Origin of the sequence: Streptomyces mashuensis (assembly GCF_014654785.1) — a bacterium.
GTDB lineage: Bacteria > Actinomycetota > Actinomycetes > Streptomycetales > Streptomycetaceae > Streptomyces > Streptomyces mashuensis.
In genome coordinates, this window is record NZ_BNBD01000007.1 from 375,297 (window position 1) to 393,530 (window position 18,234).

Consider the following 18,234-nt stretch of genomic DNA (forward strand, 5'->3'; position numbering starts at 1 on the left):
GCTTCTTCGATTCCGCTCACATGCTTCTCGCCCTCGCCTCCCGTATTTTTTCGGCAGCCTTCACGGCTCTCTTCCCGTCGTCTTCCGTCGCGTTGTGGTGCCGCGTCCGATGCTGGTGGCGGACCACAGAGCGAGGAGGGCCGGGTGAGGAAGGTTCATTTCGACGGCACGCACCGGGTGCGGCGCCCCGAGGAGACCTGGGCCGTCATCGACGGCCGGCGGGGCGCGTTCGGCGTCACCCGGGTCGCCGACGTGACGGGGCTGGACCGGCTGGGCGTACCGGTGGTGATGGCGGTCCGCCCGGCCGCGAAGACGCTCACCGTCTCGCAGGGCAAGGGCACGTCGCTGCTGCTGGCCCGCATCTCCGCCGTGATGGAGAGCGTGGAGCTGTGGCACGCCGAGTACGCCTGCCCGGCCGCTGAGCTGACGGGCGTCCCCGCCCGCGAGCTGGAGCTGCCCTACGACGTCACGGACCTCCAGCAGCACCACGGCAGCCTGCTCGGCGAGCACACCCCGCTGGACTGGCTGACCGGCAGGAACGCCGTGACCGGTGCGCGGACCTTCGTCCCCCGGTCGTACGTCGCCATGGACTACCAGGTGTCCGACGCGTGGGAGCCGCCGCTGCTGCACGGCTCGACCAACGGGCTCGCCAGCGGCAACAGTTACGACGAGGCCGTCACGCACGCCCTGTACGAGGTCGTCGAGCGCGACTGCACGGCGGCGATCGGCTCGGTGCCCGTCACCGCGCGGCGGCACGTCGACCCGGCGAGCGTCGACGACCCGATGTGCGCCGGCGTCCTGGAGCGGATGGCCGGTGCCGGGGCGTGGGTGGAGATCGTGGACGTGCCCAACCGCTGGGGGCTGCCCTGCTTCGTCACCTACGTGTGGTCGGAGGACTTCCCCGCGCTCGCCGTCGGCTCGGGCGTGCACAGTTCGGCGGCGGTGGCTCTCAGCCGGGCCGTCACGGAGTCGGCGCAGAGCCGCCTCACCGCCATCGCCGGCAGCCGCGACGACCTCGCCGACGCGCTGTTCCCGCACGAACCGTCCGTGCCCGGCGAACCTCCCGTCACCGTCGGCGAGATCGTGCCGTGGAAGGACGTCTCCGCGGCCGGGCCCGAGTTCGCCGAGGACACCGAGGAGACGCGGTGGCTGGCCGAGCGGGTGCTGGAGGTGACGGGGCGGCCGCCCGTGGTGGTCGACCTCAGCACCGAGGAGGACTTCAGCGTCGTCAAGGTGGTCGCCGCCGGGCTGGAGTTCGACGGCCGGCACGAGATCACCCGGCCCCTGTCCGCCCCCTCGCCGCTCCTGAAGGAGGCCCCGTGACGATCCATGTGTTCCTCGGCCCCACGCTGTCCCCGGACGAGGCCCGGCAGGCGGTCCCCGGCGCGGTCGTGCACCCGCCGATACGCCACGGCGACCTGCTCGCCCTCCAGCCGGGCCCCGGCGACACCGTCGTCGTCATCGACGGGGTGTTCCACCAGACCGCGCCCGTGCGGCACAAGGAGATCACCGACGCCCTGCGCCGCGGCGCACGGGTGATCGGCGCCTCCAGCATGGGCGCGCTGCGCGCCGCCGAGCTGTGGCAGTGCGGCATGGAGGGCGTCGGCCTGGTCTTCGGCATGTACGCGCGGGGCGACCTGGACGCCGACGACGAGGTCGCGGTCGGCCACCTCCCGTCCGGCGACCACCGCGCGCTGACGGTGCCGCTGGTCAACATCCGCTGGACGATCGCCAACGCCGTCGCCGAGGACGCGCTGACCGCCGGCGACGGCGAGGTGCTGCTGGAGGTGGCGCGTTCCCTGCACTACACCCAGCGGTCCTGGGGCGCGCTCGCGCACACCGCGCGCCGGACGCACCCGGAGGCGGCCGATGCCGCCGTCGCCCTGCGGGCCTTCGCCGAACGCCGGCCCGACCTGTCCGACCTCAAGCGCAGGGACGCCCTGCTGGCCCTGGCCCACGCGCGCGAGCCGCGCGCCGGCGGCCCGGTCCCGGCCGCCATCCCGGCCTCGCTGGTGCCCCGGACGATGTACCTCGAACGGTGGCGCGCCCTGCACCGGCCGGCCACCGGACCCGACGGGCAGGCCGCTGACGTGGGCGAACTCGATCAACTGCGCTTCCAGCAGTTGTACGCCGCAGACTTCCCCGAGCGCTACCGGCGGTTCGCACTGCGCCGCATCGCCGGGGGCGGGGCGGGGAACGCCGACGCCGCATCGATGGACGGCACGGCACTGGCCGACGCCGCCCTCAAGGCGGCCGAGGGACGCGGCATCACCGCCGGCCGCCTGCCGGCCCACGCCTGGGCCTCCTGGCTGACGACGGAGGAACGGGCCTCCGGCGATGCCCGGAGCCGGCTGCTCACCCTCCTCGTGCGGTCGTTCCGCGTCGGGCCAGGGGCCGCACCGTTCAACGACGTGCCCGCCGAGCTGCGGGACGAGGACCGGGCGTGGGCGCTCAGCGCCGACGCGGTGGCCGCCGCCGACCGGTTCAACGCGCAGATGGCCCGCACCGGCAGCCGGCGCACCCCGCGTGATCTGCCCGGCGCCCTGGTGCGGCGCCACCTCGCGGAGGCCTGGGCGGCCACCGGCCCGGACGGGCTCGCGGCCGCCGCCCACGACCGGGGCTTCTTCTCCCTGGAGGAGGCCGAGGAGGCCGCGCGGCGCTTCGTCCTGCTGCACCGCGTCGGGGCCGCACCCCGCACGGCCGCCGGCTGAGGTCAGGCCCCGTCCCTCCGCAGGGGCGGCGGGATGAGGGAGGAGGCCACCGCCTTGTTCACCGCGTCCATGCGCGACACCGCGCCCAGTTTCCCGTAGATGCTGCGGAGATGGCGCTTCACGGTGCCCTCGGCGATGGACAGGCGGCGGGCGATCTGGGCGTTGCTCAACGCCTCCGCGGTCAGGGCGAGCACCTCGCGCTCCCGGGCCGACAGGCCTTCGCCGGGCGCCCGGTCGACGCGGTCGAGCCCCTGCCGGGACACCGACAGGATCACGTGGCCGGGGCCCCGCTCGACCTGGACGCTGTGGATGGCGGCGATCAGCTCGTGCCGCGTCGACCCCTTCACCAGGTACGCCCCGGCGCCCAGGCCGAGCAACTCCCGGGCGAGCGCCACGTCGTCGTGCATGGTGAGCACGACGACGCGGCAGCCCGGTGCGACGGCGCGCAGCTGCGCCAGCGTCTCGCGGACGCCCTGGCCCGGCATCTCGACGTCGAGGAGGACCACGTCGGGGAGCAGCTCGGCGGCCTTGTCGCACGCGTCCCTGCCGTCGTGGGCCTCGCCGGCGACCTCCAGGCCGGGCGACGCGGCGAGGATTTCGGCGACGCCCTCGCGGAACAGCGTGTGGTCGTCGGCGAGCAGGATCCTGATGGGCCTAGCCGTGCTCGCCACGGGCGTTCCCGTCGGGCCCGCCGGCAGGGGCGAGCGGTACGCGGAGCAGGACGCGGGTGCCGTGCCCGGGGCGGCTGTCCACGGTCAGGCTGCCGCCGAGGAGCGCGGCGCGCTCGCGCATGGCGAGGAGACCGCCGTGCCGGCCGGACGCGGCGGCTTCCGGGTCCTGGAAGCCGTGGCCGTCGTCCTCGACGGTGGCGCGCACCTCGTCCGGGGTCACGTCGACGGTGACGGTGATGCGGCCGGCACGGGCGTGGCGCAGGGCGTTGCGCCGGGCCTCGCGGAGAACGAGGAGGACCTCCCGGGCGGTGCGGGGCGGCATCAGGGACTCGTCGCCGGTGACCAGGACGCGTACGGCGCCGGGGGCCCGGTCCGTGGTGGCGGGGTCGTGGGCGAGGGCCGCAGCGAGGGGGACGGGGGATGCCGTGCCGGTGGTGTCCGTGCTCTCCACGGGGGTGCGTAATCCGGCCATGACGCCGCGCAGGTTCTCCAGCGAGGCGCGGACCGCGTCCCGGGCCGCCGCGAGCTTGCGCTGTGCCAGCTCGGGGCGGGTGTCGCGGTACATGTCGTACAGCTCGAAGGAGGTGAGGGCCGCGCCGAGGCCGGCGGCGACCTCGTCGTGGAGGTCGCGGGCGACGCGCCGGCGTTCGCCGGCCAGGGCCCCGGCCTCCATGGCGGCGTCCGGGGAACGGTCCACGGGGCACTCCGTCACCATGCCCGGCACCCCCGCCACTCCGTACGCCTGCGGCCTTTCCGGCCTGAACTCCTGTTCGACGTGCGCAGAGTACCCCGCTGTCCGCGACGGAGCGTCAGGGAACCGTCAAGATCACGCCATTGTGGGGGCGGCCCGGCCGGAGGGCCGGTGTGCGCCGGAAGAGGCATGCCCCGTTGCCTCTCCGGGTGCCGTCGCGGTGCCCCGCGTTGAGCCCCGTCCACCGGCTTGATAGACAGCGCTCCGGAAACAATCCGGAAACGTTCGGCCGGAATTCCGGCGCGCCAGGGCGCGTCCGGGGTACGGCGGGGTGGTCCGTCAGCGGGGGAGGCTGATCGATGAACGTGCTGATCGTCGAGGACGACGACGGCGTGGCCGAGGCGCTGGAGCGGACGCTGGTGGCGCACGGCTACGGGACGCACCGCGTCGGTACCGGCGCGGAGGCCCTGGACCGGCTCGGCGAGGAGCAGTTGGTCCTGCTCGACCTGGGCCTGCCCGACCTGGACGGCTTCGAGGTGTGCCGGCGGATGCGGAAGGCGTCCTGCGTGCCGGTGATCGCCCTCAGCGGCCGGAGCCGGGAACTCGACCGGGTGCTGGCCCTGCACCTGGGGGCGGACGACTTCGTCGCCAAGCCCTTCAGTCGCTACGAGCTGGTGGCCCGCATCGAGGCCGTCCTGCGCAGGGCGGCGGGCTGCGTCCGGCACGGCACCGCACCGGCCGCGGAGGCGGCCCCGGACGCCGTGCCGCCGGCCGCGCCCGGCGCCGGGCCGCGCCGGGCCGGCAGCGGCCCGCTGGAGGCCGGCCCTCTCCGGGTCGACCCGCGCACCCGGAAGGTGTTCGTCCGGGACCGGGAGGTGCGGATCACGCGCAAGGAGTTCGACCTGCTGCTCCTGCTGATGCAGGAGCCCGGCACGGTGATGGAGCGTCAGGAGATCATGTCCCGGGTGTGGGACGAGAACTGGTTCGGATCCAGCCGCACCCTCGACGTGCACGTGCGCTCCCTGCGCGGCAAGCTCGGCGACCGGCAGTGGATCGAGACGATCCGCGGCGTGGGGTACCGGCTGGCCGTGCCGGCGGCCGCACACGCCTGAGCCGGCGTGACGTTCTCGTCCCCGTGCGGACCGCCGGACGGCGGGTACACGTGGCGTGTGCGACGAGCTCCGGCGGCCGGCCGGCACCGTCCGTACGACGGGCCGAACGATGACCGGAAACGAAGCCGACCGGACGTCCGGCTCGCTTCCGGCATGGGGAATACTCGCTCCTCGTTGCCCCCCACAGCGCGAAGAACGGCAGGGAAAGAGTCATGACTGTCACGCGGGTGAAACCCGCTCGTACCGAGCCGGAGCGGCCGGTAAGCCGCCGCTGGCGCGCCTGGTTACTGGAGGGTCTGAGCGAGCAGTCGGCACGTCATCCGGGCCCCCACGGCACACCGCCGGAGGAGCACGAGGGACACAGCTGGTGGCGCGTCATGTGCCTGACCGGCGTCGACTACTTCTCCACCCTCGGGTACCAGCCGGGCATCGCCGCGCTCGCCGCCGGCCTGCTCTCGCCGCTGGCGACCCTCGTCCTCATCGCCCTCACGTTGCTGGGCGCGCTCCCCGTCTACCGCCGGGTGGCCCGGGAGAGCCCGCACGGCGAGGGCTCCATCGCCATGCTGGAACGGCTGCTGCCCTGGTGGGCGGGGAAGCTCTTCGTCCTCGTCCTGCTCGGCTTCGCCGCCACCGACTTCATGATCACCATCACGCTGTCGGCGGCCGACGCCTCCGCCCACGTGGTGGAGAATCCTTTCGCCCCGTCATGGATGCGGCACGCCAACGTCTGGATCACGCTGCTGCTCCTCGCCGGCCTCGGCGCCGTGTTCCTCAAGGGCTTCCGCGAGGCCATCCGGGTCGCCGTCCTCCTCGTCGGCGTCTACCTCGTCCTCAACCTCGTGGTCCTGGCCACCGCGGTGTGGCACGTGGCGGCCGGGCCCGAGGTGGTCGGCGACTGGTGGCGCTCCCTGACCACCGACTACTCCTCGCCGTTCGCCATGATCGGCGTGGCGCTCCTCGTCTTCCCGCGCCTCGCGCTCGGCATGTCGGGCTTCGAGACGGGCGTCGCCGTCATGCCGCAGATCCGCGGCGGCACCGGCGACACGTACGACAACCCCGCCGGCCGCGTCCGTGACACGCGCCGGCTGCTCACCACCGCCGCCCTGTTCATGAGCGGTTTCCTCCTGGTCAGCAGCCTGGCCACCACGGTGCTCATCCCGGCCAAGGAGTTCGAGAAGGGCGGCGAGGCCAACGGCCGCGCCCTCGCCTACCTCGCGCACCGGTACCTCGGCGAGGTCTTCGGCACGGTCTACGACGTCTCCACCATCGCCATCCTCTGGTTCGCCGGCGCGTCCGCGCTCGCCGGCCTGCTCAACCTCGTACCGCGCTTCCTGCCGCGCTACGGCATGGCCCCCGAGTGGACCCGGGCGGTGCGGCCCCTGGTGCTGCTCTTCATGGCCGTCTCGGTCACGATCACCATCCTCTTCGACGCCGACGTCGACGCGCAGGGCGGCGCCTACGCCACGGGAGTGCTCGTCCTCATCCTCTCGGCGTCCTTCGCCGCGACCATCGCGGCCCGCCACCGCGGGCACACGGCGGCCACGGCCGGCTTCGCCGTGATCACGGCCGTCTTCGCGTACACCCTGGTCACCAACGTCATCGAGCGGCCCGACGGCCTGAAGATCGCCTCGTTCTTCATCGCCGGCATCCTGCTGTCCTCCCTCGGCTCCCGGGTCAGCCGCTCCTTCGAACTACGGGCCGTCAACGTGACGTTCGACGAGGGCGCCGAACGCCTCATCGACGAGGTGGCCGCCGCCGGCCCGCTGCGGATCATCGCCAACGAGCCGGACGAGCGCGACGAGGCCGCGTACCGCGAGAAGGAGTACAGCCAGCGCGAGGAGACCCACATACCCGACGGCTCGCCCGTGCTGTTCCTGGAAGTCACCGTCCAGGACTCCTCCGACTTCACCGCCGACCTCAAGGTCACCGGCGAACACCGCCACGGCGCCCGCATCCTGCGCGTCGAGGGCCCCGGCGTGCCCAACACGATCGCGGCCGTCCTGATGGAACTGCGCAACCGCACCGACCGGGTGCCCCACGCGTACTTCAACTGGACCGAGGGCCACCCCCTCAGCCACCTGCTGCGCTTCCTGGTCTTCGGCGACGGCGAAGTGGCCCCGGTCACCCGCGAGGTCCTGCGCCGCGCCGAGCCGGACCTGAGCCGGCGGCCGCGGATCCACGTGGGGTGAGGCCCCCGACCGGTTCCTCCTGCCGGCGCGCCCGATCCGGCCCCGCCTCGTTTGACGGCCGCCGGGCAGGTTATGCGCCCTTGCAGCCACTGTCGAAGGAGGCACACATCATGGGCATTCTCGCTTGGGTGATCATCGGTCTGCTCGCCGGAGCCATCGCCAAGGGGCTGATGCCGGGGAAGGATCCCGGCGGCGTGGTGGTGACGATGCTGATCGGTGTCGTCGGTGGGCTGCTCGGGGGGTTCCTGGGCAAGGTGATCTTCGGGGTCGAGTCCATCAACGGCTTCTTCCACCTGTCGACGTGGATCGCCGCCATCGCCGGTTCCGTGATCATCCTCGCGCTGTACCGCGTCTTCGCCGGTCGCGGCCACCGGCACGGCCGCCACTCCCACGCATAACCGGTGCGGGGCCGGTCACGGCACCGGGAGGCCGTGACCGGCCGGCCGCGCGGTGCGGCTCAGGTCGAGTAGTCGGCGTTGAGGCGTACGTAGCCCTCGGTCAGGTCGCAGCCGTAGACGGTGAACGCGCCGTCCGCGATGCCCAGGTCGACGCCGATGACGACCTCGGTGCCGCGCATCTGCTCGGCGACGGCGGCCCGTACGTCGTCCTCGCTGCGGTCGCCGTGCCGGGTGGGCGGGTACACGGCCACGTCGCCGAAGCGGATGACGACCTTCTCCTGGTCGATGTCGGTGTCGTCGGAGCACTTGCCGACCGCCATGGCCACCCGGCCCCAGTTGGGGTCGCCGCCGTGCACCGCGGTCTTCACCAGCGGGGAGTTGACGACGGCCTTGCCGACGCGCTTGGCCTGGGCGTCGTCGCGCGCCCCCGTCACCCGGACCTCGATGAGCCTGCCGGCGCCCTCGCCGTCGCTCGCGATGTCCTTGACCAGCTTCAGCGCCACCGCGTACAGCGCTTCCTCGAACTCCGCCGGGTCCACCGGGCCCGCCAGGCCGTTGGCGAACAGGGCCGCCGTGTCGCTGGTGGAGGTGTCGGTGTCGATGCTGACCGCGTTGAAGGTGCGGTCCATGACGCGGCGGAAGACACGGTCCTGTTCCTCCGGGTCGAGGCGGGCGTCGGTCGCGAAGAACGTCAGGAGCGTGGCCATGTCCGGCTCCATCATGCCGACGCCTTTGGCGATGCCGGTGACGACGGCCCGGCCGGCCCGCGCGGTGGCCGTCTTGGGCCGGGTGTCCGTGGTCATGATGGCCCGGGCCGCCCGCTCGAAGCCGCCCTCGGGGAACGGCGGGGCGAGCTTCTTGAGGTGGTCCCGGACGTCCGCCATCGGGTACTGCCGGCCGATGACGCCGGTGGACGCGATGAGCAGCTCGTCCTCGGCCAGGCCGAGGGCCCGCGCCACCGTGGCGCGCACCTCGCGCGCGTTGCGCTCGCCCTCGGCGCCGGTGGCGACGTTGGCGTTGCGGGCCAGGACGACGACGCCCCTGGCCGCGCGGCCGGCGGCCGCCGCGCGGCTCAGGGTGACGCTGGGGCCGGCGAAGCGGGAGCGGGTGAACACGGCGCTCACGACGGCCGGCACGGTGGAGACCAGGACGGTGAAGTCGTCCCGCCCGTCGTCCGCGAGGCCGGCGGGGCCGGTGTGCACCGCGAACCCCCGGGGTTCGGGCACGGCACTGCTGTCGATAGTCATTCGATCTCCCGTATAAAGATACCGACCCCAGCTTGGCAGCTCGCCCGGCCCGCGCGCCAGTGGACATCAGCTACGCGGCACGAAACCGACGACGTCGCCGGCCCGTTCGCTCCCGTCCAGCCCGCCGTCGCGGCCGGCGCGGACGTAGGCGCGGTGCAGCCACCGGTCCCTGCCGTCCCAGCGCGGCGTGAAGGGCGTACGGGCGTGCGCCCCGCGGAAGTTGTCGACGATCAGGACGTCGCCGGGGACCAGCCGCACCGGCTCGCGCACCTCGTCGAGCGCCGTCGACAGCACCGCGAGGGCCTCGGCGTCCGCCGGGTCGTGCGGGGCGAGCAGCTCCCGGTCGTACCCCAGGTACGGGTCCCTCGGGTCGCCGTACAGCGGCTCGACGGCAGCGACCGGACCGGCCTCGTCCGGCCCGCCGCGGAAGGAGATGTCCACGCGGCACGGCAGCGGCCGGCCGAAGAGGTGCGCGCGGACGTCCGCGGGCAGCAGCGGCAGCGCCTTGCGGACCGGGGCCACCAGGGTCTCCGCCCTGCGGTCGTGGTCCGCGCGGGAGCACGCGAGCAGCACGAAGTCGGGCTGGAACTGGTGGTAGGCCAGCTCCGTGTGGAGGTCCAGCAGCGTCTCCGAGGCCGCCGCGGACAGGCGGTGCGCACCCGGCGCGGGGTACACGTCGTGGAAGACGGTGCCGGAGCGCAGTTCGCGGTAGCCGGTGTGCAGGCCCAGGCGGCGGCCGGCGATCGCCAGCATCGCCTCCATGACGAGCAGCGGCCGGTCCACGGGCGCGGGCGTGCTGTCGGGCGTGCGCGGCAGCGCGTCGTCGTCCTCCACCGGCAGCCCCCGCAGCAGCAGGTACCCGGACGCGTTGCCCTCGGCGGCGAACGCGTCGAGCGCGGCGCCGAGGGGACCGGGCAGCTCCGCCGCCGCGCCGCCCGCCACGTCGAGGAAGCCGTGCAGGTCCCTCCGCGGGATGCGGGGCAGCCGCCGGGCCAGTGCGAGCAGGTCCGCGCCGTGCGCGGCACAGGGCAGTACGGTCACGGCGTCGTCCTTCCCCGGGTGTGGGCGCGGGCGTACTGGTACAGCAGCTCGGCGCCGATCTCGGTGGCCAGCACGGCGGTGATGCCGGCGTGGTCGTAGGGCGGCGACACCTCCATGACGTCGAGGCCGACGGGGCGCAGGTCACCGGTGACGCGCAGCAGGGCGAGCACCTCGCGCGACGTGGGGCCGCCGGGCGCGGGGGTGCCGGTGCCGGGCGCGAACGCGGGGTCCACGACGTCGACGTCCACCGACACGTACACCGGTGCGTCGCCCACGCGTTCGCGTACGAGGGCGGCGGTGGCCCGGGGGCCGAGCTCGCAGAACTCGTCGGTGGTGACGATCCGCACCCCGTGCCCGCGGGCGTAGTCGAGCGAGTCGGGCCGCGGGTTGTGGCCCCGGATGCCGATCTGCAGCATCCGCCGCGGGTCGACGAGCTTCTCCTCGATGGCGTGCCGGAACGGCGTGCCGTGGTGGTACTCGCCGCCGTAGACGGCCGGGTTGGTGTCGGAGTGCGCGTCCAGGTGGAGGACGGCGACCGGACCGTGCCGGCCGGCGACCGCGCGCAGCGCGGCGAGGGTCAGCGAGTGGTCGCCGCCGAGCATCAGGAACGCCGCGTTGTCGGCGAGCAGCGCGCTCAGCCGCTCCTCGGCGGTCTCCATCGCCAGCCGCATGTGGAACGGCGTCAGGTCGATGTCGCCGGCGTCGACGCAGTCGATCAGGTCGAAGGTGCCGGGCCCGCGGTCGATGCCCACGCCGTGGACGAGCCCGGACTCGGTGCGCACGGCGCGCGGCCCGAACCGCGCGCCGGGCCGGTAGCTGGTGCCGCCGTCGTACGGGGCGCCGATCACCACCACGTCCTTGCCGCGGGGCGACGGGTCGTGCGGCAGGCGCATGAACGTGGGGATCTGCGCGTAGCGGGGCGAGACGGCGGTGTCGATGCGGTCCACGGTCGGTCGGTCCCTCCGTGCGGTGGGGTGTTGCGGTGGGGTGTCGCGGTGGGGTGTCAGCGCGGTACGAGGCCGGCGGCGACGTGTTCCACCACCGCGCCGGTCGCGACGTCGCCGGGGTGCCGGCCCTCGACGACGACGCGGTCGAACAGCTCCTGGACGACGAGCCGTTTGGCGTGCCGTACGCGGCCGGCCGGGACGCCCGCGTCCGTCAGCAGGCGGGTGAACGACGCGGTGGTGCCCGACCCCTCGTGCACGCCGAGCTTGGGTCGGACGACGGTCTCGTGCGGCAGCACGTCGCGCAGGGCGGCGCGCAGCACCCATTTGTCCCGCCCGTGACGGCGCTTCAGGCCGGCCTCCAGGGACACGAGCACGTCCAGGACGTCGCGGTCCCAGTAGGGGTGCGTCGACCAGTGGCCGGCGGCGCCGGAGAGGACCGGCGTCAGCTCGTTCAGCCCGTCGTAGGTGTCCATGTCGTGGCAGACCGCCGTGTCCAGGGCGGGCAGCCGGTCCTCGCGGTGCATGCCGCCGAGGGGGATGTCCGCGCCGTAGCCGGTCAGGATGCGCCGGGCCGGGCCGCCCAGCCGCAGGTACAGCGCGGTCAGCGGCAGCAGGTACTCCACGATGTCGGGGTCGGTGCACTCGGCCGCCCACACCGTGTGCGGGAGCCGGCGCAGCAGCTCGTCCGTGGGCACGGTGACCTCCCGGTGCGCGGAGCCCAGGTGCCGGGCCACCACACGCGCCTGCGGGAACTCGTCGGCCTCGTCGGTGCCCATCGACACCGTGTCGACCGGCGCCGGCCGGCAGCGGGCGGCGGCCAGTGCCGCGACGGAGGAGGAGTCGATGCCGCCGGAGAGCACCACCAGCGGCACGTCCGGGCCCACGCGGGCCCGTACGGCGTCGTCCAGCGCCCGGCGTACGGCCTCCACCGCGTCCTCCTCCGGCAGCACCCGGCGGGCCAGGGGCGGCGCCCAGGTGCGGTGCGACGTGCAGCGCCCGGTGGCCACCCCGAGGTCCAGCACGGTGCCGGCGGGCACCTGGCGGACGCCGGCCAGCCGCCGCACCGGACGGCCCGGCAGGGGCTGCCCCGGCGGGGCGGCCCTCAGCGCCTTGGCCTCGGTCGCCGCCAGCACCCGGCCCGGGGTGGCCGAGACGTACAGCGGCAGCGACCCGGCGTGGTCGGTGGCCAGCACGGCGCGGCCGGGCGCGGCCAGCAGTGCCGCGAACCGCCCGTTGAGCAGCCGGAAGGCGTGCACGTCGTACGTGCCGAACAGCGCGAGGACCAGCGCGGCGTCGCTGCCGGGCGGGGTGCGGCCGGGCAGCAGCGGCAGCAGCTGTTCCCGGTTGTACAGCTCCCCGGCGAGCAGCAGCGTCGTGTCCCGCGCGTGCGCGTGGGCCCCGTCCGGCGCGCCGGAGTGCAGCAGCACGGCGTGCAGGCTCTGCCCGGCGGTGTGCTGCGTCCACGGGGCACGGGACGACGCGGTGGCGAGGACCGGTTGCGGCGGCCGGCCCCCGTCCTGGTGGATCCCGGCGAGGAAGCCCACGGCGGCGGGCAGCGTCGGCGCCATGGTCAGATGTCCAGCGCGCCGAAGCCGCCGGCCGCAAAGTCGTAGGTGACGGGCACCTCGACGAGGAAGGGCCGGCCGAGGCCCACGCCTTTGCGCAGCGCGGCGAGCAGGTCGTCGCGGCTGGTGGCCCGGGCGGCCTCGACGCCGTTGGCGCGGGCCAGCGCGGTGAAGTCGACGCCCGTGAACCTGACCGCCGGGGCGTGCGACCGGCGGTGGCCGAGGTGCTGGTACAGCTCGATCAGGCCGTTCGCGTCGTTGTTGACGACGACGGTGACGACGGGCAGGCCGAGCCGGGCGACGGTCTCCAGGTCGGCGCTGTTGGAGTGGAAGCCGCCGTCGCCCGCGAGGAGGAACGTCGGCTGGCCGGGCCGGGCCAGCTGCGCGCCGATGGCCGCCCCGATGCCGTAGCCGAAGCTGGAGCAGCCGGACGAGGTGAGGAAGCCGAACGGCTGCCGGGCGTGCGCGAGGAGCACGCCGTAGTGCCGGAAGAAGCCGATGTCGGAGACGAAGGTGCCCTCGCCCTCGGCGGCGGCCTCCGCCATCACGGTGTTCATGGCGTCGATCACCTGGTGCACCCCCAGCCCGCCGCCGGGCTGCCCGGGGTCGGCGACGAACGCGGCGATCCGCTCCCGCAGCGGCGTGATGTCGTGCGGCGTCTTCGGGGCGAGGTCGGCCGTGCTGCGGTCGAGGTGCTCCACGAACGCCCGGACGTCGGTCACCACGTCGACGTCCGGGCGGTACACCCGGGGGACGGGGTTCGCCGTGGGCGCGACGCGGACGGTCGTCGTGTCCCGGCCGTGCCGCCACATCGAGGGCCGCAGGTCCTCGGCGTAGTCGTAGCCGAGCGTCACGACGAGGTCGGCGGGGCCGAACAGGGTCTCCAGGGCGGGGAAGGACAGGATGCCGTCCATGTAGCCGGTGACGGCGCCGAAGTTCAGCTCGTGGTCGTGGGGCAGCACGCCCTTGGCGAGGTACGTGGTGACGACCGGCAGCCGCAGCCGTTCGGCCAGCGCGCGGATCGCGGGCACGGCCCCGGAACGGATCGCGGCGGCACCGACGACCAGGACGGGGTGGCAGGCCGCGGCCAGCAGCTCCGCGGCCCGGCCGGCGGCCTCCTCCCAGCCGTCCGCCACGGTGACCAGCGGCCTGGCCGGCGTCCTGGCCGGGGGAGGGGTGGCGGAGGGGCCGGTTCCGCTGCCGAGGAGGTCGACGGGCAGGGAGAGGAACCCCGGCCCGACGGGCTCCGTCGTCGCCGCGGCCACGGCCGAGTCCACCAGGTCGGTGACGTCGTCGGGGCGCCGCAGCTCCGCCGCGTACTTCGTCATCGGCCGCATGACCGCCACCGAGTCCAGGCACTGGTGGGTGTCGTTGGGGAAGAGGTCGTACGACTCCGACTGGGCCGCCAGCGCGATCACCGGCGACCGGTCCAGGGCGGCGGTCGCGACGCCCGTCGCCAGGTTCGTCATGCCCGGGCCCAGCGTGGCCCAGCACGCCTGGGGCCGGCCGGTGAGGCGGGCCAGCACGTCCGCCGCCACGCCGGCCGTGAACTCGTGCCGTGTCAGGACGAAGTCGACGCCCTCCGCCTCGTCGAAGAGGATCGCCGCGGCCTCCCGGCCCACCACTCCGAAGACGGTGCGCACCCCGTGGTCGTGGAGCCTGCGCAACAGCGCGTGGGCCGTGGTCGGTTCCGTGCGCGGACCGCCGGTGGGGACACGGGACATGGCCAGCTCCTCTGCGCAGGGACGGCGCGGCGCCCGGGCGGGCGCGCCGGTCCCTTCACTGTGCCGAAGGAGCCTTGTGGGGGAGTGGACGGATGCCTTGCGGACGGATCCAGCGGATGCCGCGCGGAGTGGCGCCGCGGCCGGCCGCCGTGCGAGCCCGGAGCCGCAGGATCTGTGTGAGGCCCACCGCCTGGAGGACGAACACCGACAGGAAGGCGATCCGGTAGTCGTGGCCCGTGGCGTCGAGCAGCACGCCGACCGCCAGCAGAGCCGTCATCGAGGCGACGAAGCCGCCCATGTTGACGATGCCGGAGGCGGTGCCCTGCCGCTGCGGCGGGTTCGCGGGCCGGGCGAAGTCGAAGCCGATCACCGACGCCGGGCCGCAGGCGCCGAGCACGAGGCAGAGGAGCGCGAGCAGCCACACCGGCGCGTGCGGCCCCGGGTAGGCGAGGGCCGCCGCCCACACCGCCGCGGTCGCGCCCACGGTGCCGAGCGCCAGCGGGGTGCGCGCCCCGGGGCGGCGGGCGATCAGCTGGCCGTAGACGAGACCGACGGCGAGGTTGGACACCACGGCGAGGGTGAGGAGGTCACCGGCGGCCTCCTTGGTGAGGCCCTGCGCCTCGACGAGGAACGGCAGGCCCCACAGCAGCATGAACACGGTGGCCGGGAACTGCGTGGTGAAGTGCACCCACATGCCCAGCCGGGTGCCCGGCTCCCGCCACGCCGCGGCGGTCTGCCGCCGCACGAACGCGGCACCCGCGTGCGGCACCGGCGCCGGCTCGTGCCCCGCCGGGTGGTCCTTGAGCAGGGCGAGGACCAGCACGAGGACGACCACGCCGGCCGCGGCGCTGCCCGCGAACGTCACGGTCCAGCCCAGGCCGTGCAGGGCCCGCGCGACGACGAGGGTGGAGACCAGGTTGCCGACGGTGCCGAAGAGGGCCGCGACCTGCGAGATCATCGGCGCCCGGCGGGCGGGGAACCAGCGCGAGCCGAGCCGCAGCACGCTGATGAACGTCATCGCGTCGCCGCAGCCGAGCAGCGCGCGCGACGCCAGCGCCATGCCGTACGTGGGGCTGAGCGCGAAGCCGAGCTGGCCGAGGGTGAACAGCACGGCCCCGGTCGCCAGCACCCGCTTCGTGCCCAGCCGGTCGATCATCAGCCCGACGGGGATCTGCATGCCCGCGTAGATCAGCAGCTGCAGGATGGAGAACGTCGACAGCGCGGACGCGCCGACGTGGAAACGGTCGGCGGCGTCGAGCCCGGCCACGCCGAGGCTGGTGCGGAAGACGATGGCGACGAGGTAGACGCACACGCCGACGCCCCACACGACCATGGCCCGCCGGCCGCCCGGCGGGTCGGCGAGTAGCGCCGGGGACCCGCCGTCCTCGCTTACGTCACTTACGTCACTTACGTCACTCGCGTCGCTGCTCAGCCGGGGCCCGGTGGCCGGGTGCGGTACGACGGGGGCGGGGTCGGGGGACTGGACGCGGGCATGACGGGAGAGGGCCGGGGCTGAGGGGGGCATCCGTCCAGGGTAAGGACGGAAAAGAACAAGAAGAGGCAGTAATGGCCCGATTTGAGGGTGATTTCCCTCATGTGACCGTCGTCACGACGCCGGTGCGGCGACGAAGGCGTCCATCGCCTCCAGCAGCTCCACCAGGGGTGCCTCCCACGCCGGATGGCCGGACAGGGCCTTCAGCGGCGACCCCTGGATCACCGGCACGTCCGGGGCGTCCAGCACCTCGCGCACGCTCTTCTCCACGCCGCCCGCGTCGCCGTCGCCCAGCCGGTCGCACATGGTCAGGAACACCGCGGCCACCGGCACCCCCGCCCGGCGGGCGAGCCGCAGATGCTCCCGGGTCTGCTCCGTCACGCCCTCCGCGGCCGAGACGACGAGGACCACCGCGTCCAGCCGGGTGTTCCCCAGCAGCTCCGCCACATGCCCGGCCGAGGCGTCGAAGTGCGTGTAGTGGCAGGCGGCCGTGACGTACGCGCTGTGCGCACTGTGCGTGGCCACGTGCTCGTCCGTCCGGCTCACCGCCTCCACGATGCCGTCGACGGCCCGGGCGTCCTGCCGGTACGCCTTCGCCGCCGCCTTGCCGACCGCGGTGGCCAGCGTCGTCTTGCCGTGGCCCGCGGAGCCGACCGTGCTGACGGTCACGTACGCCCGGTCCGTCCCCGGCACGTGCTCGGTCACGCCGATCCCCCCTCCCCGGCGCCCGGGGACCCTCCCCGCCGCCGGCCTCACCGGCGGCTGCCCCGCATCCGCCGGGCGACGCGGGGCGCACGGGCGCGCGAGGGCGCACGGCAACGCCACGGGGTCTCCCGCGGCCGGGGGTTTCCCGGGCCGCGGCCGGGACATCCGCCCGGCATGGCGCCGTTGGAGCAGGGGCATGAACCGCAGCAGAGCCGGGACGGGTCCGGAGCCGGGCCCTCACCCGCGGCCGAGCGCAGGGCACCCGACGAGCCGGCCGCCCTGCCCCGGCGGTCGTGGTGGGCGGTCCTGCGGCGCACGGTCACCGAGTTCCGGGACGACGAACTCCCCGACCGCGCCGCCGCGCTGACCTACTACGGGGTGCTCTCCCTCTTCCCCGCCCTCCTGGTGCTCGTCTCGGTGCTCGACCTCGCCGGACCGTCCGTCACCGACCAGGTGCTCGCCAACCTCGAACACCTCGCACCCGGTGCCGCCCGCGACGTGCTCACCGCCGCCGTGCGGCAGCTGCGGGGCGGCGCCGGCACCGGCTCCGCCCTCGCCGTCGTCGGCCTGCTCGGCGCGGTGTGGTCGGCCTCCGGCTACGTCGCCGCGTTCATCCGCGCCTCGAACGCCGTCTACGACCTGCCCGAGGGCCGGCCGGTGTGGAAGCTGACGCCGCTGCGCCTCGTGCTCACGCTGCTCATGACCGCCATGGCCTGCACCAGCGCGCTGATCGTCGTGTTCACCGGCAGCCTCGCCCACCGGGCGGGCACCGCCCTCGGCATCGGCGACACGGCGCTGACCGTCTGGGCGGTCGGCAAGTGGCCGGTGCTCGTCGTCCTCGTCACCGTCATGATCGCGGTGCTGTACTGGGCGGCGCCCAACGTCCGCGGCCGCGGCCTGCGCTGGGTCACCCCCGGCAGCGTGGTGGCGCTGGTGCTGTGGCTGGCGTCCTCGGCCGGGTTCGCGCTGTACGTCGCGAACTTCGGCGCCTTCAACAAGACCTACGGCAGTCTCGCCGCGGTGATCGTGTTCCTGGTCTGGCTGTGGATCAGCAACCTCGCGGTCCTGCTGGGCCTGGAGTTCGACGCGGAACTCGCGCGGGAACGCGCCGCGCTCGGCGGCCATCCCCGCGACGAGGAACCGTACGTCGAACCCCGCGACACCCGCGCCTGGGACCACGGGCCCCAGCACGCGAACACCCGGGAGGCCCGGCAGCCCAGGAAGGCGTAGGAGACCCAGGAGAGCCTAGGAGGCCGCGTCCTCGCGCACCGCCAGGGCCGCGCGCTTGACGGCGGACGCCACCGCCTCCGTCGCCTTCGCGTTGAAGACGCTGGGGATGATGTAGTTGGCGTTGAGTTCGTCCTCGGCGACGACGTCGGCCAGGGCGCCGGCGGCGGCCAGCATCATCTGGGTGTTGACGGTGCGGGACTGCGCGTCGAGCAGGCCGCGGAAGACGCCGGGGAAGACCAGCACGTTGTTGATCTGGTTGGGGAAGTCGGAGCGGCCGGTGGCCACCACCGCGGCGGTCTGCCGGGCCACCGCCGGGTCGACCTCCGGGTCGGGGTTGGCCAGCGCGAAGACGATCGCGTCCTTCGCCATCGCGGCCACATCCGTGCCGTCGAGGACGTTCGGGGCCGAGACGCCGATGAAGACGTCCGCGCCGCGCACGGCCTCCTTCAGCGTGCCCGTCATCCCCTCCGGGTTGGTGTTGTCCGCGATCCACCGCAGCGCCGAGCCCGCA

The 18,234-nt window shown here is 74.3% G+C and carries 16 protein-coding genes; 6 read left to right on the forward strand and 10 right to left on the reverse strand.

Annotated elements, in window-relative coordinates:
• Positions 1 to 144: 144 nt before the first annotated feature.
• Both IE305_RS19290 and IE305_RS19295 read left to right on the forward strand, forming a co-directional pair.
• Positions 145 to 1,323 carry a YcaO-like family protein gene (locus IE305_RS19290; protein ID WP_190130895.1) on the forward strand — a complete coding sequence of 393 codons (1,179 nt, stop codon included), beginning with the start codon at positions 145 to 147 and terminating at the stop codon, positions 1,321 to 1,323.
• Positions 1,320 to 2,711, forward strand: coding sequence for a TfuA-like protein (locus IE305_RS19295; RefSeq protein WP_190130896.1), 1,392 nt, complete (start codon positions 1,320 to 1,322; stop codon positions 2,709 to 2,711). Before IE305_RS19290 ends, IE305_RS19295 begins: the two co-directional genes overlap by 4 nt.
• 2 nt (positions 2,712 to 2,713) lie before the next feature.
• Here IE305_RS19295 and IE305_RS19300 read toward each other — a convergent pair whose 3' ends face one another.
• A complete protein-coding gene (locus IE305_RS19300) occupies positions 2,714 to 3,382 on the reverse strand; it encodes a response regulator (protein ID WP_190130897.1) in 669 nt (222 codons plus the stop codon).
• Positions 3,366 to 4,079: a sensor histidine kinase gene (locus tag IE305_RS19305; protein WP_190130898.1), complete on the reverse strand. Its 714-nt coding sequence runs from the start codon at positions 4,077 to 4,079 to the stop codon at positions 3,366 to 3,368. The genes IE305_RS19300 and IE305_RS19305 overlap by 17 nt, the downstream gene beginning before the upstream one ends.
• A 353-nt stretch (positions 4,080 to 4,432) precedes the next feature.
• Between IE305_RS19305 and IE305_RS19310 the strand changes: the two genes are divergently transcribed.
• The 3 genes from IE305_RS19310 (at position 4,433) to IE305_RS19320 (ending at position 7,772) form a co-directional block, all read left to right on the forward strand.
• Positions 4,433 to 5,185: a response regulator transcription factor gene (locus IE305_RS19310; RefSeq protein ID WP_190130899.1), complete on the forward strand. Its 753-nt coding sequence runs from the start codon at positions 4,433 to 4,435 to the stop codon at positions 5,183 to 5,185.
• A 212-nt stretch (positions 5,186 to 5,397) separates the two neighbouring features.
• Positions 5,398 to 7,374, forward strand: a complete 1,977-nt coding sequence (locus IE305_RS19315; protein ID WP_190130900.1) for an APC family permease — start codon at positions 5,398 to 5,400, stop codon at positions 7,372 to 7,374.
• Between the two features lie 110 nt (positions 7,375 to 7,484).
• A complete protein-coding gene (locus tag IE305_RS19320) occupies positions 7,485 to 7,772 on the forward strand; it encodes a GlsB/YeaQ/YmgE family stress response membrane protein (RefSeq protein ID WP_190130901.1) in 288 nt (95 codons plus the stop codon).
• 59 nt (positions 7,773 to 7,831) lie between these two features.
• Here IE305_RS19320 and argJ read toward each other — a convergent pair whose 3' ends face one another.
• From argJ to IE305_RS19355, 7 genes are all read right to left on the reverse strand, one after another.
• Positions 7,832 to 9,019, reverse strand: a complete 1,188-nt coding sequence (gene argJ / locus IE305_RS19325) for a bifunctional glutamate N-acetyltransferase/amino-acid acetyltransferase ArgJ (RefSeq protein ID WP_190130902.1) — start codon at positions 9,017 to 9,019, stop codon at positions 7,832 to 7,834.
• 66 nt (positions 9,020 to 9,085) lie between these two features.
• Positions 9,086 to 10,060: a clavaminate synthase Cs1 gene (gene cs1, locus IE305_RS19330; RefSeq protein ID WP_190130903.1), complete on the reverse strand. Its 975-nt coding sequence runs from the start codon at positions 10,058 to 10,060 to the stop codon at positions 9,086 to 9,088.
• Positions 10,057 to 11,007, reverse strand: a complete 951-nt coding sequence (speB, locus tag IE305_RS19335) for an agmatinase (protein WP_190130904.1) — start codon at positions 11,005 to 11,007, stop codon at positions 10,057 to 10,059. Before speB ends, cs1 begins: the two co-directional genes overlap by 4 nt.
• 56 nt (positions 11,008 to 11,063) lie before the next feature.
• The gene (locus IE305_RS19340; RefSeq protein WP_190130905.1) at positions 11,064 to 12,575 is read right to left on the reverse strand and encodes an asparagine synthase-related protein; all 1,512 of its coding nucleotides are present in this window, start codon (positions 12,573 to 12,575) and stop codon (positions 11,064 to 11,066) included.
• A 2-nt stretch (positions 12,576 to 12,577) separates the two neighbouring features.
• On the reverse strand, positions 12,578 to 14,296 hold the full coding sequence (locus tag IE305_RS19345; RefSeq protein WP_190130906.1) for a thiamine pyrophosphate-binding protein: 1,719 nt from the start codon (positions 14,294 to 14,296) through the stop codon (positions 12,578 to 12,580).
• Positions 14,297 to 14,351: 55 nt separating this feature from the next.
• Positions 14,352 to 15,629, reverse strand: a complete 1,278-nt coding sequence (locus IE305_RS19350; RefSeq protein WP_190130907.1) for an MFS transporter — start codon at positions 15,627 to 15,629, stop codon at positions 14,352 to 14,354.
• 273 nt (positions 15,630 to 15,902) lie between these two features.
• Positions 15,903 to 16,493, reverse strand: a complete 591-nt coding sequence (locus IE305_RS19355; RefSeq protein WP_190130908.1) for a GTP-binding protein — start codon at positions 16,491 to 16,493, stop codon at positions 15,903 to 15,905.
• Between the two features lie 174 nt (positions 16,494 to 16,667).
• Between IE305_RS19355 and IE305_RS19360 the strand changes: the two genes are divergently transcribed.
• Positions 16,668 to 17,723 (forward strand): YihY/virulence factor BrkB family protein, encoded by a 1,056-nt coding sequence (locus IE305_RS19360; protein WP_190130909.1) that lies wholly within the window; start codon positions 16,668 to 16,670, stop codon positions 17,721 to 17,723.
• A 15-nt stretch (positions 17,724 to 17,738) separates the two neighbouring features.
• Here the strand turns inward: IE305_RS19360 and IE305_RS19365 are convergent.
• Positions 17,739 to 18,234: malic enzyme-like NAD(P)-binding protein (locus IE305_RS19365; protein WP_308440254.1), on the reverse strand; the 496-nt coding region annotated here is incomplete at its 5' end.

Coding starts and splice junctions, on each gene's coding strand:
- IE305_RS19310 (WP_190130899.1), top strand. CDS start 4,433: ATGAACGTGCTGATCGTCGAGGACGACGACGGCGTGGCCGAGGCGCTG.
- IE305_RS19315 (WP_190130900.1), top strand. CDS start 5,398: ATGACTGTCACGCGGGTGAAACCCGCTCGTACCGAGCCGGAGCGGCCG.
- IE305_RS19320 (WP_190130901.1), top strand. CDS start 7,485: ATGGGCATTCTCGCTTGGGTGATCATCGGTCTGCTCGCCGGAGCCATC.
- argJ (WP_190130902.1), bottom strand. CDS start 9,019: ATGACTATCGACAGCAGTGCCGTGCCCGAACCCCGGGGGTTCGCGGTG.
- IE305_RS19340 (WP_190130905.1), bottom strand. CDS start 12,575: ATGGCGCCGACGCTGCCCGCCGCCGTGGGCTTCCTCGCCGGGATCCAC.
- IE305_RS19345 (WP_190130906.1), bottom strand. CDS start 14,296: ATGTCCCGTGTCCCCACCGGCGGTCCGCGCACGGAACCGACCACGGCC.
- IE305_RS19350 (WP_190130907.1), bottom strand. CDS start 15,629: ATGGTCGTGTGGGGCGTCGGCGTGTGCGTCTACCTCGTCGCCATCGTC.
- IE305_RS19360 (WP_190130909.1), top strand. CDS start 16,668: ATGGCGCCGTTGGAGCAGGGGCATGAACCGCAGCAGAGCCGGGACGGG.